The 15,029-nt window shown below is 47.0% G+C and carries 8 protein-coding genes, 1 tRNA gene and 5 pseudogenes; 10 read left to right on the top strand and 4 right to left on the bottom strand.

Translation table 11 applies throughout. The features are described from left to right. The first annotated feature begins 58 nt into the window (after positions 1-58). Together rpoD and NL324_RS07675 are read left to right on the top strand one after the other, a co-directional pair. Positions 59-1,894, top strand: coding sequence for an RNA polymerase sigma factor RpoD (gene rpoD / locus NL324_RS07680; protein ID WP_253306979.1), 1,836 nt, complete (start codon positions 59-61; stop codon positions 1,892-1,894). 72 nt (positions 1,895-1,966) lie between these two features. After that, a tRNA-Ile gene (locus NL324_RS07675) sits at positions 1,967-2,042 on the top strand. Between the two features lie 47 nt (positions 2,043-2,089). Here NL324_RS07675 and NL324_RS07670 read toward each other — a convergent pair. Then, positions 2,090-3,418 (bottom strand): hypothetical protein, encoded by a 1,329-nt coding sequence (locus NL324_RS07670; RefSeq protein WP_253306978.1) that lies wholly within the window; start codon positions 3,416-3,418, stop codon positions 2,090-2,092. Positions 3,419-3,981: 563 nt separating this feature from the next. On the opposite strand from NL324_RS07670, the gene istB reads away from it, so the two are divergent. The 8 genes and pseudogenes from istB to mutS all read left to right on the top strand — a co-directional run bounded on the left by istB (position 3,982) and on the right by mutS (position 11,214). Further along, positions 3,982-4,773 carry an IS21-like element helper ATPase IstB gene (gene istB / locus NL324_RS07665; RefSeq protein ID WP_436298249.1) on the top strand — a complete coding sequence of 264 codons (792 nt, stop codon included), beginning with the start codon at positions 3,982-3,984 and terminating at the stop codon, positions 4,771-4,773. Between the two features lie 47 nt (positions 4,774-4,820). Further along, positions 4,821-5,009: pseudogene (locus tag NL324_RS07660) on the top strand (IS3 family transposase); the annotation flags it as partial. Next, entirely contained in the window at positions 4,993-5,265 is a 273-nt protein-coding gene (locus NL324_RS07655) for a transposase (RefSeq protein WP_253306977.1), read from the top strand. The pseudogene NL324_RS07660 and the gene NL324_RS07655, both read left to right, overlap by 17 nt. Continuing rightward, a complete protein-coding gene (locus NL324_RS07650; protein WP_253306976.1) occupies positions 5,262-6,104 on the top strand; it encodes an IS3 family transposase in 843 nt (280 codons plus the stop codon). Before NL324_RS07655 ends, NL324_RS07650 begins: the two co-directional genes overlap by 4 nt. Before the next feature lie 121 nt (positions 6,105-6,225). After that, positions 6,226-6,729, top strand: a pseudogene (locus tag NL324_RS07645) (transposase domain-containing protein); the annotation flags it as partial. Between the two features lie 76 nt (positions 6,730-6,805). Beyond that, positions 6,806-7,971, top strand: a pseudogene (locus NL324_RS07635) (IS3 family transposase). A 54-nt stretch (positions 7,972-8,025) separates the two neighbouring features. Next, positions 8,026-8,484, top strand: a pseudogene (locus NL324_RS07630) (IS66 family transposase); the annotation flags it as partial. Positions 8,485-8,631: 147 nt separating this feature from the next. Next, positions 8,632-11,214, top strand: a complete 2,583-nt coding sequence (gene mutS, locus NL324_RS07625; protein ID WP_253306975.1) for a DNA mismatch repair protein MutS — start codon at positions 8,632-8,634, stop codon at positions 11,212-11,214. Here the strand turns inward: mutS and rpoS are convergent. From rpoS to NL324_RS07610, 3 genes and pseudogenes are all read right to left on the bottom strand, one after another. Further along, a complete protein-coding gene (rpoS, locus tag NL324_RS07620; RefSeq protein ID WP_436298265.1) occupies positions 11,208-12,185 on the bottom strand; it encodes an RNA polymerase sigma factor RpoS in 978 nt (325 codons plus the stop codon). The genes mutS and rpoS overlap by 7 nt on opposite strands. An 82-nt stretch (positions 12,186-12,267) precedes the next feature. Next, positions 12,268-12,654: pseudogene (locus tag NL324_RS08435) on the bottom strand (peptidoglycan DD-metalloendopeptidase family protein); the annotation flags it as partial. A gap of 963 nt (positions 12,655-13,617) precedes the next feature. Next, positions 13,618-14,937 (bottom strand): PhoPQ-activated protein PqaA family protein, encoded by a 1,320-nt coding sequence (locus tag NL324_RS07610; RefSeq protein ID WP_253306973.1) that lies wholly within the window; start codon positions 14,935-14,937, stop codon positions 13,618-13,620. Between the last annotated feature and the right edge of the window lie 92 nt (positions 14,938-15,029).

Here is a 15,029-nt window from a genome sequence, read left to right as displayed (position 1 = left end):
GCTCATGATGATAGCCATCACTATTCAATATTAGACCTTGAAGTATAGGTGCTTCTTTATGGAACAAAATCCACAGTCACAACTCAAACTTCTTGTCACTCGAGGTAAAGAGCAGGGTTATCTAACCTATGCTGAGGTCAATGATCATCTGCCGGAAGAGATTATCGATTCCGATCAGATAGAAGATATCATCCAGATGATTAATGACATGGGGATCCAGGTGTTGGAAGAAGCACCGGATGTCGATGATCTACTGTTAGCGGACAATGTGGCTGATGAAGATGTGGCTGAGGCCGCTGTACAGGTGCTCTCCAGTGTCGAGTCGGAGCTGGGGCGTACCACCGATCCAGTGCGGATGTATATGCGGGAGATGGGGACAGTAGAACTGCTGACCCGTGAGGATGAGATTGATATTGCCAAGCGTATTGAAGAGGGCATCAATCAGGTGCAGTGCTCGGTTGCTGAGTATCCAGAGGCCATTACTTATTTGCTGGAGCAGTATGACTGTGTGGAAGCTGGCCGTCTGCGACTGCCTGATCTCCTAATTGGTTTTGTCGATCTACAACCCGAGGAAGAGGCGCTAGAGGCTAAGCGAAGCGGCTCTTCCCCCAATCTCGCAGAGAGTGCGTTGAGTGAGCTAGAGAGTGATGACGAAGTCTCTGAGAGTAGCGAAGAAGATAATACGATTGATCCTGAGGTAGCGCGCCAAAAATTTGCGGAGTTACGAGCACAATATCATCAAACGACACAGGCGATTAAAACGTATGGCCGTGATCATGCCTCGACCTCGAATGAGATCCAGAGACTGTCAGAGATTTTCAAACACTTTAGGCTAGTCCCGCGGCAGTTCGATCGGCTAGTCAACAGTATGCGCGAGATGATGGAGCGGGTACGTAGCCAAGAGTGGATCATCATGCGCCTCTGTGTTAACGAGTGTAAAATGTCTAAGAAATATTTTATTCAACATTTTACCGGCCAAGAGACCAATGAAGCGTGGGTAGAGACCGCGCTGGCACCCAGTAATCCCTGGTCAGCAAGCCTCTCTTCTAAATTGGATGAAATCCGTCAGTGTTTGAAAAAGTTGAGTGCGATTGAGGAAGAGACTTATTTAACCATTGAACAGATTAAAAAAATCAACCGTAGCATGTCCATTGGTGAAGCTAAAGCGCGGCGTGCCAAAAAAGAGATGGTTGAAGCCAATTTACGCTTAGTGATATCGATAGCTAAAAAGTACACCAACCGTGGATTGCAGTTCCTCGATCTGATTCAAGAGGGGAATATTGGCTTAATGAAAGCGGTTGATAAATTTGAGTATCGACGGGGCTATAAATTTTCAACCTATGCCACCTGGTGGATTCGCCAAGCGATTACCCGATCAATTGCGGATCAGGCACGCACCATTCGTATTCCGGTGCATATGATTGAAACCATTAATAAACTCAATCGTATTTCGCGACAGATGTTGCAGGAGATGGGGCGTGAACCGATGCCTGAGGAGTTAGCCGAGCGGATGGCCATGCCAGAAGATAAGATACGCAAAGTATTGAAAATTGCCAAAGAGCCGATTTCAATGGAAACCCCGATTGGGGATGATGAAGATTCTCATCTGGGGGATTTCATTGAAGATAGTACGCTAGAATCGCCTTTGGATTCAGCGACTTCTGAGAGCCTGAAAGTGGCGATACGGGATGTGCTTTCCAGCCTAACGCGGCGTGAAGCTAAGGTAATTTGTATGCGTTTTGGTATCGATATGAATACTGATCACACCTTAGAGGAGGTGGGTAAGCAGTTTGTCGTCACCCGCGAGCGGGTACGGCAGATTGAGGCCAAAGCCTTGCGTAAAATGCGTCACCCGAGCCGAAGTGAAAAGTTGAGTGATTTTCTAAGAAGTTAAGGGAGGGTTACTCGACAGGTTGCTGACAATCTTTTATACTCGCCGCTGCTGCCTGATTCATCCGGCAGCCATGGCCCCTTAGCTCAGTGGTTAGAGCAGACGACTCATAATCGTTTGGTCCCCCGTTCAAATCGGGGAGGGGCCACCATTATCTCTCGGCATCATCTCAATGCTCTGTTTATGAGCAGACCCCTCTTACGGCTGGCCTGGTAAACACTTTCGCAGTATATCTGAGTTATCAGGCAATTGATTATCAATAAAATTTACTTCGAAAAACTTCTCTGCGCCTAATGCCACTTCTGAAGAATCTACAGATAAGTTAATGCCAGAAATACAACTGGCATTATCAAGAATATTTGTCTTAGCAATTTGGCTTTCAGGCATAGTACAATTTATGTGTTCCATTAATTTACCAACCACAGCATCAGGTCCTAGTAAATCAACTGCAACAAGAGTACAGTTTCCAGCAGTTGATTTACCAGCATGTTTAGCAGTCGCAATAGTTGTACAAACTGTCTTCTCAGCTGCCCTGAGAAGATCGGTTGAAGTAATACTGCTTGAGGCTACCTTTTTAGGTGCAGAAAAAATATCGTCTGCTGTAAAAAGGTTACTTTTGTCCATAAGATTAGCAATTTTACCTGCTTTCTCAAGACGACATATATCATTTTTTCCTAAACAATTCGATGACGACGAGCTTGAGCTGCTTGATAACATATGACGACTCTTAGAAATATCTACTTCCGTATTGTGCATTTCCCTAATGTTTTCATTTTCTCTTCTGGTTTCAAGTTTAATCAAACTACCTACATTTATAGGAATCGTAAGACCCTCTGAAACAGGAATGTTCACTTTTGTAGGTAGATAATCAAGAATATTTAAACCGTCCTGCAAAAAATCAGAATTATTTGGATTTAAAGTGTCTTCAGGAGCATTTAGGTAAAATTTTTCTGCAGAATTGGTTGCTGGGATCAGCTTATTGAAGTCAGTTTTTTTTTGACTGAAAAACTCCGTTAACTCCTTATTTCTACGAAATTTCCCTAACTCCATTGCCAAACCTTTTTCTGCATCATCTTGATTATTGGGTGGTGGTTTATGGGTTGCAATAGGCTGTAAAAAATTCCTTGTTTCACGATCTAAAATAGCAACGGTACTGTAACCAGGTGCTGCTAATAAATTCATATCGCTCGTATTGGTAGTAAAAGAATTTAACTCTTCTGTCCTGCGCTTACTCACGATTCCTTCTGCTAATCCAATTATCGGATGTTCAATTTTTTGTATCTTTTCTTGCTTCTCTTCTTCCCTTAAACGCTTCTCCTCTTCCCATTGTTGTTCAAGTTCTTCTCTTTCCCTACGGGATTTCTCACGTTCATTTTGCAACACATCATCCCAGCTACTGGAATTTTCATCACCATAAAACGTGTAACAGCGATGACTATTATATGTAATCCCAGCGTTTACGCCATGATCACCAAATGATACACCAACGCCTATCCCACTGATGATCTCACTGACTACATTCCCCATAAGTAATACCTTTATATTCTGTAAAAAAGTTACTTATAACATAAATATTATTTTCCCAACAGATAATTGTCCAAGGTAATATGTCACCGTTACCCAACCATAGCAGCCAATGCACGTTGTGAGTCGGCACACCCCTGATTGTCAACGATCGCATAAAATGTCCGGAAAATGATCGTTTAATTTGTCCAATCTACCCAACATGCGTTCTCCTATATGGTGACCAAACCAAAGGGGGATTTCATGTTAAGCAGAAGGGACCATTTTATGATAAAACAATTACATCACCAGGGCGCATTTATCGTTGATATTGCAGGGCAGATTGGCTGCTCGGAAAGGAGCGTCAGACGTCACCTTAAGCATGAGAGACCCCTACAGGGAAAAGAGTACAAAAACGGTTTTTTAAGCTAGAACCTTTTACAGCTTTTGTAGATTCTCGGCTGAGCGAATCGACTCTGTGAGGTTCATCGCGGTTGGCACAGACTCCCGGAGCATCATCACGCTCTCTGGCAAGCAGTGAATCAGGTGGCTAGCAGGCCTCTTAGTGTGTATGCGGAGTTAGTCTGATGCAACTGGCCAGCCTATTACCACGATTAAAGCTAGAGCACCTTGGAGCAGCGTTAGATACCCTCTGTGAGCAAGCGGCAAAGGATGATTTGGGTTATCGAGAATTTTTAGAACGGGCCTTAGCGACTGAGTGGCAAGGACGGCATCAGAAAGGGCTGGAATCCCGTTTAAAGCAAGCCCGGTTACCCTGGATTAAAACGCTTGAGCAATTTGATTTCAGCTTTCAGCCTGGAATTGATAGGAAGGTGATCCGAGAGCTAGCAGGGCTTAGGTTCGTAGAGCGTAACGAAAATGTGATTTTGTTGGGCCCTCCAGGTGTAGGTAAAACGCATTTAGCAATTGCCTTAGGGGTTAAAGCCGCCACTGCAAGCCACCGGTTACTGTTCATGCCACTAGATCGGTTAATTAGTGCTCTGATAAAGGCCAAGCAAGAAAATCGGTTAGAGCGCCAGCTCCAGCAGCTCTGCTATGCCAGAGTGCTGATATTGGATGAGTTCGGCTATCTACCGATGAATCGTGAAGAGGCCAGCCTATTTTTCAGGTTACTCAGCAGGCGCTATGAAAAAGCCAGCATCATCCTAACGTCTAATAAAAGTTTCATAGACTGGGGAGAACTGTTTGGGGATCAGGTATTAGCTACCGCTATTCTAGATCGGCTGTTACATCACTCAACGACAATCAATATCAAGGGAGAGAGCTATCGACTAAAAGAAAAACGCAAAGCGGGACTGTTGTCAGTGAGTTCCCAGCTAGAGCTGACCTCTGAAGAGGAAATTAGGTCAAAAAAATGACCATTAACACGATCGAAATCCGGATATTTTATGCGATCGTTGACAGTTATGACAATGCCGTCATGGAAAGCTTCTATCACACACTTAAGGTAGAGCTCATCTATACCATGAAATTAATGACAGAGCAGCAGGCATCTAATGCAATATTTGACTATATAGCATCGTTTTATAATCGTCAGCGTAGACATTCTACACTGAATTATCTTTCACCCATGGCTTATGAAGCAGCAGCGTAAACTCGGTGCGCATTTTTTCCGCGACAGATCTGTTCCCCAACTGGCTAGCGAGTTGGGAATCAGTGACAATACGTTGTATGGTTGGCGGCACACAGCCAAGGCTGATAAAAGCTTTACTCGCCAGCCACAATGCTCTGAGCAAGCGCTAGAGATAAGGCGTTTAAAGAGGAAGGTCATTGAATTAGAAGAAGATAAATTAATTTTAAAAAAAGTGGCAGCGCTCTTTTCCAGGGAAAGCAGGAGAGGTTCGCTATGATACTGAAACAACAAGCTTTCCACCCATTTAAACGGCTATGTGTTTTATTATCAGTCAGTCGGCGCGGTTTTTACGCCTGGCTTAATCGCCGACCTGGCCAGCGTGGTCAGGAAGATAAAGTCTTAGGTGAACGCATTCTGGCGCTACATCTGGCCAGTAGAAAAACCTACGGTGTTCGACGAATCAGGGTTGATTTACAGGCTGAACAGCGCTATTGCGGCAAGGAGCGTATTGCTAAGTTGATGAAACAGCTGGGTATAAAAGCAGCAGCCACCCGTCAACATCAAGTGACGACGGACAGTAACCATCGGTTACCAATAGCTCCTAATTTGCTGAATCGACATTTTTCTCCACCAGGCGCTAATCAGGCTTGGGCCAGTGATATCAGCACTATTTCAACCCAAACGGGCTTTCTGTATTTGGCTACAGTGATTGACCTCTATAGCCGTATGATCGTTGGCTGGAGCCTAAGCGGTAGCCTTAAAACGCCATTAATAATCGATGCTCTGACCATGGCTAGGACTCGACGTCAGCCACCAACAGGATTGGTGATTCACTCTGACCGAGGGAGCCAGTATGCTAGTGCTCTGTATCAGAAAACACTTAAAAATTATGGTATGGTTTGCTCGATGAGCAGTACTGGATGCTGTTATGACAATGCCGTCATGGAAAGCTTCTATCACACACTTAAGGTAGAGCTTATCTATACCATGAAATTAATGACGGAACAGCAGGCATCTAACGCAATATTTGACTATATAGAATCGTTTTATAATCGTCAGCGTAGACATTCTACACTGAATTATCTTTCACCCATGGCTTATGAAGTAGCAGCGTAAACTCGGTGCGCACTTTTTCCGCGACAGTTCAAAGGTTTAGAGTGGAAGCAGCCCAAACGGATTAACACTCAGCGGTTATCAATATTATAATTCCTGTAACCGACGTGTAACGTTGCAGCTTATGTATGAGCTTCCTAATGATATCAATACGCTAAGAGCCTTACTGCTCGAGCAAAGTGAGCTGCTCCTCCAGCAAAACGAGACGATCACGACGCTCAAGCATGACCTAAGCAATAAAGCGGCAGAGATTGAGCGGTTAAAGAGTCAGCTAGCAGAGCTGAAACGGCTGCATTTTGGCCAGAGTTCTGAAAAAGTTAAACGGCAAATTGGGCGATTGGAAAAACAGCTCAGTGAGCTGGAAGAGGAGCAAATCCAGGCTCTGGCGCTTAGGGACCCCTGGGTCCCTAAGGCCTTACGTCAATCCCCTGCCCGCAAACCGTTACCGGCTGAACTGCCTCGGGAAATACGACGGTTAGAGCCGCAAGAGGAGGCCTGCCCGAAATGTGGTGGCGAGCTGAAACCTCTGGGTGAAGATGTTTCCGAACAGCTGGAACTCCTCAAAAGTGCCTTCAAAGCGATCCAAACGGTTCGCCCAAAAAAAGCCTGTGGTCGTTGTGACTGTATTGATCTTGCTACCCTTTAACGGACACAACGAAGAGGAACAAAGCGTATAATTTTTTGTTACTTTTTGAGGTGAAGTTATGAATCAAGGGGAATCAAGGAGCTATGATAAGGAATTCAAGCTGAATGCGGTAAAGCTGTATCACAGCACTGGTAAAACGCTCTGTCAATTGAGCGAGGAATTGGGAGTTCCCAAGAGTACATTGGCAGGGTGGGTCCATCAGCATAACAAGGATGGTGCAGAGGCTTTCCCGGGCAAAGGATACCTGAAAGCGTCTGATGCTGAGCTCAGTCAATTGCGGAAAGAATTGGCGATAGCACGCGAAGAGAGGGATATCCTAAAAAAAGCCTTGGGCATCTTCTCAGTGGCCCGCAAGTAAAATACCAGTTTATGCAAAAGCATGCTGGGGAATTCAGCGTAGAGAGGATGTCCAACGTGTTAGGTGTATCCCGCAGTGGCTATTATCAGTTTATCAAGGCTGAGCCATCCAAGCGCTATTGTGAGGATGAGCGTTTAATATCTGAAATTAAAGAGGTTTATACCATAAGCAACCAAATTTACGGTAGCCCACGTATCCATGCTGAGTTACGAGCTAGAGGTGAGCGCTGTTCACGCAAACGGGTTTGTCGGCTAATGAAAGCAGCCCATATTGCGGCTAAGATGAAAAAACGATTTAAGGTAACCACAATAGTCGATCCAAAGGCCGCAGTGGCGCCTAATTTACTCAAGCAGAAGTTCACAGCCACTCGCCCTGATCAATACTGGGCAGCAGATATTACCTATATTCCGACCCAAGAGGGATGGTTGTATGTTGCTATCGTACTGGACCTGTTCTCTCGTAGTATCGTGGGGATGGATATGCAAGCTCACATGACCACCGAGTTAGTAGCCGCAGCATTACGCCAGGCAATAACACGGAGGAAGCCTGCTGCAGGTCTCATCCACCACTCCGACCGAGGCAGCCAGTATACCAGCAAAGGATTCAAGGCTGTATCGGCGCATCACCAGATAACGCTTAGCATGAGTAGTACGGGCAATTGTTATGACAATGCAGTAGCAGAGAGTTTTTTCCATACCTTAAAAACAGAGCACACCCACTTTGAACGTTTTGAGAGCAGAGAACAAGCCAAATTGAGCATTTTTGAATACGTAGAAGTGTTTTATAACCGACAGAGACGGCACTCAACGCTAGGCTATCTGTCTCCTGTAAATTTTGAAAAAAATTGGTTATCCCAGGTCGCTTAAGGTTTCTCTTCTCTGTGTCTAAAAAAAGGTGGCAAGATCATATTGTACAGGCCCCAGCCCCCAGCCCCCAGCCGTCCGATAGAACGAGGAATCGCTGGGCCAGGGTTATTGGCCAGAGTCGTGATGTCGAAGTACGGAGAGCACACCCCATTATATCGCCAGTCGGAAATCTACGCTCGTCAGGGTGTTGAACTGAGCCGGAGCCTTCTGGGTCATTGGGTTGACGCCATCAGTGAACTGCTAAGACCCCTAGTTGATGAGATACAGCGTACGGTGCTACAGGCAGGGAAGGTACATGGAGATGACACCCCAGTACAAGTTCAGGAGCCTGGCAGTGGCAAGACACGGACTGGCCGGTTATGGGCCTATGTGCGAGACGATCGCAACGCTGGCTCAACAGAGGCACCGGCGATCTGGTTCAATTATAGCTCTGACCGTAAAGGGGTTCACCCACAAATCCACCTAAAGAATTACCAGGGTATCCTGCAGGCTGATCCTATGGTAGAACTGAATTAAGGGCTGTTGGGCAGTCATTGCTAGTCATGGTGGTCTATTATCCTTCGAAAATAAGTGATAGGATGCGCTATGCCTTCTGTTAAAACAGAGTGGGTTGTGCCGAACGATCGCTTGTCAACCTAGTGTGATGGGAAATACAGACCGATGGCTGAGATCTCAATAACCTCGCTAGCCACTCACACCCCGATGATGCAGCAGTACCTGCGTCTTAAAGCACAACATCCCAAGGCGCTGCTGTTTTACCGCATGGGTGACTTTTACGAACTCTTCTATGAAGATGCCCAACGGGCCTCACAGCTATTAGCCATCTCGCTCACTACCCGTGGTCACTCTGCCGGTGCTCCGGTCCCGATGGCTGGGGTGCCCTACCATGCTGTTGAAGGCTACTTGGCCAAGTTGATCCAGTTAGGTGAGTCGGTGGCGATCTGTGAACAGATCGGGGATCCAGCAGCCAGTAAGGGACCAGTAGAGCGGCAAGTGGTACGGATTGTGACTCCTGGAACCGTCAGTGATGAAGCGCTACTGCCAGAGCGTCAGGAGAATTTACTGGCTGCTGTTTGGCACGCCTCAGGGCATTTTGGCTATGCAACCCTTGAAATCAGTACCGGCCGCTTTTGTTTGAGTGAGCCCGCGGATGCCACTGCTCTGGCCGCTGAGCTGCAACGCACCGATCCGGTAGAGTTACTCTACCCGGAGGGGTTTGATCTCATGGTGTGTATTGAGTCTCGGCCAGGGCTGCGGCGGCAACATCAGTGGAACTTTGATTTAAAAACCGCCCGGCAGCAGCTGAACTTACAATTTGCTACCGTTGATTTGCGCGGCTTTGGGGTAGAAGAGGCTGAGTCCGGTCTGCGGGCTGCTGGTGCTTTACTGCACTATGTTAAAGAGACCCAACGGGTACCGCTGCCGCATATTCGGCGCTTACTCTTTGAAAGCTCTCAGCATTTTGTGCTGATGGATGCGGCAACTCGGCAACATTTAGAGCTGACCAAAAATTTAGCCGGGGGTACCGAGAACACCTTGGCTGATATCCTCGACCAGACAGCCACACCAATGGGCAGCCGTCTGCTCAAGCGCTGGTTGCACCAACCTATCCGTGATAGAGCCCGATTACTGGCACGGCAGCAGGCTATTTCAGCACTGCAACCGATGGCAGAGTCGCTCAAGCGATTGCTGCGTCCCATAGGCGATTTCGAACGGCTATTAGCCCGGGTCGCTTTGCGAAGTGCCCGCCCCCGAGATTTTTCGCGGATCCGCCAAGCACTGCAGCAGCTACCGCTGCTACAGGCTGAATTAGCACATTGCCCCTTAGTATCACTGATGCCGCTTAGACAACACATCGGCGAGTTTCCTGCTCTCCACGCATTGTTAACACAGATTTTAGTTGCTGAGCCGCCACTATTGATTCGGGATGGTGGGGTGATTGCCGATGGCTACCATGCGGAGCTAGATGAGTGGCGGGCTTTGGCCGCTGGTGCCAGTGACTATTTAGTTCAGTTAGAGCGCCGCGAGCGGCAGGCCTTGGGATTAGAGAGCTTAAAAGTCGGATTTAATGCGGTGCATGGTTACTATATTCAGGTAAGCCATGGTCAGAGCCATCTGGTGCCTAGTCACTATACGCGGCGGCAAACCCTTAAAAATGTTGAACGTTATATTATTCCTGAGCTCAAAACCTATGAAGAGCGGGTACTCACCGCGCAAAGCCGCGCCTTGGCACTGGAAAAAGCACTCTATCAGGATCTATTTGATCAACTACTGCCTGATCTTCCAGCGTTACAGCAAAGTGCTTGGGCAGTCGCCAAGTTAGATGTGCTCACTAACTTAGCGGAACGGGCTGACAGATTGTGTTATCGCGTTCCTACGTTGAGCAGTCAACCGGGGATCCAGATTGAGGCTGGACGTCATCCAGTGATTGAACAGGTTCTGGAGACCCCTTTTGTCAGCAACTCAGTACAGTTATCTCCCGAACGGCGTTTGTGTATTATTACCGGCCCTAATATGGGCGGCAAGAGCACCTATATGCGACAAACCGCACTGATTGTCGTACTAGCCTATATTGGTAGCTTTGTGCCGGCACAGAACTGTCTATTAGGGCCGATTGATCGCATCTTTACTCGGATTGGTGCGGCTGATGATTTAACAGCAGGGCGCTCTACTTTTATGGTAGAGATGAGCGAAACGGCGAATATTTTAAATAATGCCACCCAGCAAAGCTTGGTGTTAATGGATGAGATTGGCCGTGGTACCGCTACCTATGATGGGTTATCGTTAGCTTGGGCCTGTGCAGAGACCCTAGCAGAGCAGATTCGAGCCATGACCCTGTTTGCTACCCACTATTTTGAACTCACCGTTTTAGCTTCCCAGCTGCCGGGGGTTGATAACCTTCATGTGACCGCGGTTGAGCATGAGCAGAACATTGTGTTCATGCATACCGTAGAGGCTGGGGCCGCCAATAAAAGCTATGGACTTGCCGTGGCTAAATTAGCGGGTGTGCCAGCTGTGGTACTGGAACGCGCGCAACAAAAACTCACACAATTAGAGGCTACTGCTGGGGATCGGAGTGTCGTTGAGCTGCTAGACACTGGGCATCAGCTCCCACCGCTGACAACTCCGCTGGTACACCCAGTATTAGAAGCACTCGAGGCGCTGGAACCGGACACATTAACGCCGCGGGAGGCTTTAACTTGGCTCTACCGCTTGAAACAGCAGATGATCAGCGATCAGTGATCTTGAAACAAGGAGTCGGTATTTAGGCCCTGTGCTTGCAGTAGCTTGCGCAGTTGTTGTAGCCCTTCCATCTGGATCTGGCGTATCCGTTCACGGGTGACGCCGAGTTCTCGACCGACCGCTTCTAGGGTAGCCGCTTCATATCCCAATAATCCAAAGCGACGTGCTAATACTTCTCGATGTTTAGCGGGTAGGGTGTACAGCCACTTAGTGATGCAGGCATGGAGTTCATTGGTTTCGAACTGCTTTGCAGGATTTTTATCGGCATCATCGGAGAGCCAATGAGACAGCATTTTATCGCTATCACCCCATCCTGGTAGGGTATCGAACGAGGTGGTACGGGCATTTAAGCAAAGCAGACGGCTGACATTATCGAGAGGCTTCTCTAGCCGTGTAGCTATCTCCTCAGCAGTCGGTTCATGGTCTAACTGTTGTGACAGTGCGCGAGCGGTTCGTAAATAGACATTCAACTCTTTAACAACATGGATGGGTAACCGGATAGTGCGTGTTTGATTCATCAACGCCCGTTCAATGTTTTGGCGGATCCACCAGGTGGCATAGGTGGAAAACCGAAAGCCGCGTTCTGGATCAAATTTTTCAACGCTGTGGATTAATCCTAAATTGCCCTCTTCGATTAAGTCCAACAAAGAGAGACCCCGGTTGATATAGCGTCTAGCAATTTTAACCACCAGGCGCAAATTACTTTCTATCATCCGGCGGCGGGCAACGAGATCACCTTGTAGTATTCGCCGTGAGAAATAGACCTCCTCTTCAGCGGTTAGTAGTGGTGAGTAACCAATTTGATGCAGATAAAGCTGGGTATTATCGATGAACCCCTGAGCCTCTAGGGGGTCTGATAGCACCTCGGGGGGGTGGGCTTCATCGAAGAGATCCTCACTGTCAGTGGGAATGAATGCATCTTCTCCTAGTGGTTCTGATGTAGGCGTGTGAAAGAGACTTTTTTTAGTCAATTCCGGTATTATAGGTGGGCCATCTTGATCCATGGTCTGTTTCCTTACAGTGTTTTTATCCTAAAAAGCAGTACCACGCAATCTAGCGCTGCGGCAAATAGTGCAGCGGATTGACTGATTTTCCTTTGTGGCGAATTTCAAAATGCAAACGTACCGAATGGGTGCCACTACGGCCCATGGTGGCAATTTTTTGCCCCGCTTTGATGGTTTGCTGCTCACGAACTAATAGGGTGTCATTATGCGCATAGGCGCTGAGCCAATCCTCACTGTGCTTGATAATCAGCAAATGGCCATAACCGTGTAAGGCATTACCGGCATAAACCACCCGGCCATCGGCGCTACTATAAACGGCTTGTCCATGCTCTCCGGCCATATCGATACCGCGATTACCACCATCGGCTTGCGAAAATGGTTCAATAATTTTACCCTGCGTGGGCCAATGCCATTGAGGTATTTTACTGGAAGCTGCTTGGCTCGGCGGAGGGGGAAGGGTAGCGCTGTTATTCACAGCAGGGTTATGTTTGACCGGATGACCCGAGGAGAGAGTATTGGTTGGTGGTGAGCGGTACTGCTCTTGATTTTTTTTGGCTTGGGAGTCGTTGGTTTTGGCAACCAGCTTAGTGGTGACGGCTGCGCCGGCAGGGTAGCCTAGCTTGATCGGCTGACCTGGATAGAGTCGATAGGGAGGCTTCAGGTGGTTGTTTTTTGCCAACTGCTCTACTGGATAACCATGGAGCTGGGCGATACGCGATAGGGTATCGCCTGGCTGCACACTATAGTGTCCAGAGGGGGCGCTGGATCTGTCACGTAGTCGTGATGGAGAGGAGAGAGTCACCACCGTTGCTGGCTGCCTGCCTCCCTGGTTACAGCTGATAGAGCCTATACTCATGAGCAACAAAATTCCTTGTCTCCATGGCTTACTGCTCCCGCTTTGCATACTGATCAGGGCTCCAATGGCCATTCCATTGCAAGACTATCTGTCAAAATTGTATTAATCGTAAACAAAGTATCCACCTTATATAATAGCTTGTTACTGGACTATGTGGAAAGTGCCTTTTGTGTTTATTTTAAGTGAAACAACATTTTAGTGGCATCTGGTCTGTTTAGTTAAGTGTTTTAAACCTTTATTGGAGGCACGGTAGCGATAGGTTAGGCGGTTTCTCAGAAATGAATGGAACAAAACGCACGGGCTCCACAGCTGCTATTCCACCTGCACCACCTGTAAGCTACAGCGGGTCTAGAGCGTGTTCGCCTACCGGCACCCGACAGTAGCCCACCCATTCGCAGCCAGTTGTTCATATCCTGATTCAGGGATCGAGTGTGCTGCGGTTGTCACTCAGAATAATGATGCGGAACATGACCGATGGTTTGTTTCTAAGAGGCATCGGTTAGGGGTCCCCTGTCGCCTAAAATGCTTAACTAACAGCACGCTTTATCGTTGTGATGAAAATTGATGCTTGACTAGGGCTGTCTGTAAATCAGGGGATAATCTTTCATTGGCAACAACTTTTTTATCATCGCAGGTTCCCGCTGCTGTATCATCCAAGGTCGCTATGGCTTGGAAAAAGTGGGCACTCTGGTCGTTTGCTGGTGTTTCTGCAGTTTTATCAGTGGCTAACAAAGTTTTTGCTAAATTCTCTAGAGAAATTTCTTTGCCGTTAAAATTTCTCATAGCTATCAGACAGCCTGGTTGATTTATCCCTAATACGAAATGAATCATCTGCTGGTTTATGCATTGTTTAATCCCTTTGTGATCAGCCTGAATCTCTTCATAGGTTGAAATACCTTGGCTGTTCTTTGGATGTTCTAGTACTTTCTGAACTTTCGACTTGTGAAATGTTGTATCACAATCGCCCATAACTGTATGTATCCATTGGGATGAAAGTGGTTGGCTCATCAGTTTGTTTAATAGTGAGCGACGATCATGTTTTGCCACTTCAAGATAGGGGCCTAAGATCGGCCCAAATATTGCCATCCTGTTCTTAGCCGATAGCTCGACTAAATAATCTCCTAATATAGGCATTGCACGGGGATCCATTGCAAAATTTAGCATACAGGCTGTTTGTAATGGCTGATAGATCTGGGTGGCCAGGCATGCTCCGATAACCTGTTTTGAGCAGGAGGTGATCGCGTAGGATTCGACTACTGGATATTGCTCTCTAGCCAGCTTATCAGTCAGGATCACCACACCGGCCATCTTAAAGTAGATCAATGGATTATTGTTTTCCTGTCCATCCAAGTAACGGAGGATATCTGTTGCCACCAGTTTATCTTCATATAAATTTTCTCCATTGATCTTGATGGGCTGATTAGGCACTTTGTCAACGGATACAATCAGGATGCCAGTATCATGAGCGATGGTTTTCAGAACTTCCAATGGGTAGTTATCAGTGATCGTTTCATTGGGGATATTTGCCCCATTATTGACGACTATAAGGCCATGTTTCTTAGGAGCGAGATGCTTGGGAATAACAAACGTACAGGAATGTTCCCATTTTTCCTTAGTAGTTTGACTGCTGTTGCCAGTGTACCAGCTCACAGTGTGTCGTTCTATCTTAGTGCCATTTTTATCCTCCAAGGACATTTTACTGTTTTCAACAACGAAGTTTTGGTTGCTGAGGTGTTCTTTAAAGTAAGTATCAAGGTCTTTAATGAAATCGTCACTGTCCCGGGTCACCGTGCATTGGTTTGTCATAACAGCAGTTCCAACGGTTATCTGGTCATTGGTTAACTGTTTATTATTTGTGTTCATTAAGGAAAAGCTCCGTTATCAGTGATTGTGAGGCATTATAGCTGAGGCTCTGAATTTTGATTGCGAAAGATCTTCTGTTGAAGCAGTGCTTT

Origin of the sequence: unidentified bacterial endosymbiont (genome assembly GCF_918320885.1) — a bacterium.
GTDB lineage: Bacteria > Pseudomonadota > Gammaproteobacteria > Enterobacterales.
This window is presented reverse-complemented; position numbering and strand designations above follow the sequence as displayed.

What these genes read in the sequence shown, in the direction of transcription:
- mutS (WP_253306975.1), top strand. Translation starts at nt 8,632, where the DNA reads ATGGCTGAGATCTCAATAACCTCGCTAGCCACTCACACCCCGATGATG.
- NL324_RS07610 (WP_253306973.1), bottom strand. Translation starts at nt 14,937, where the DNA reads ATGAACACAAATAATAAACAGTTAACCAATGACCAGATAACCGTTGGA.
- istB (WP_436298249.1), top strand. Translation starts at nt 3,982, where the DNA reads ATGCAACTGGCCAGCCTATTACCACGATTAAAGCTAGAGCACCTTGGA.
- rpoD (WP_253306979.1), top strand. Translation starts at nt 59, where the DNA reads ATGGAACAAAATCCACAGTCACAACTCAAACTTCTTGTCACTCGAGGT.
- NL324_RS07670 (WP_253306978.1), bottom strand. Translation starts at nt 3,418, where the DNA reads ATGGGGAATGTAGTCAGTGAGATCATCAGTGGGATAGGCGTTGGTGTA.
- NL324_RS07650 (WP_253306976.1), top strand. Translation starts at nt 5,262, where the DNA reads ATGATACTGAAACAACAAGCTTTCCACCCATTTAAACGGCTATGTGTT.
- NL324_RS07655 (WP_253306977.1), top strand. Translation starts at nt 4,993, where the DNA reads ATGAAGCAGCAGCGTAAACTCGGTGCGCATTTTTTCCGCGACAGATCT.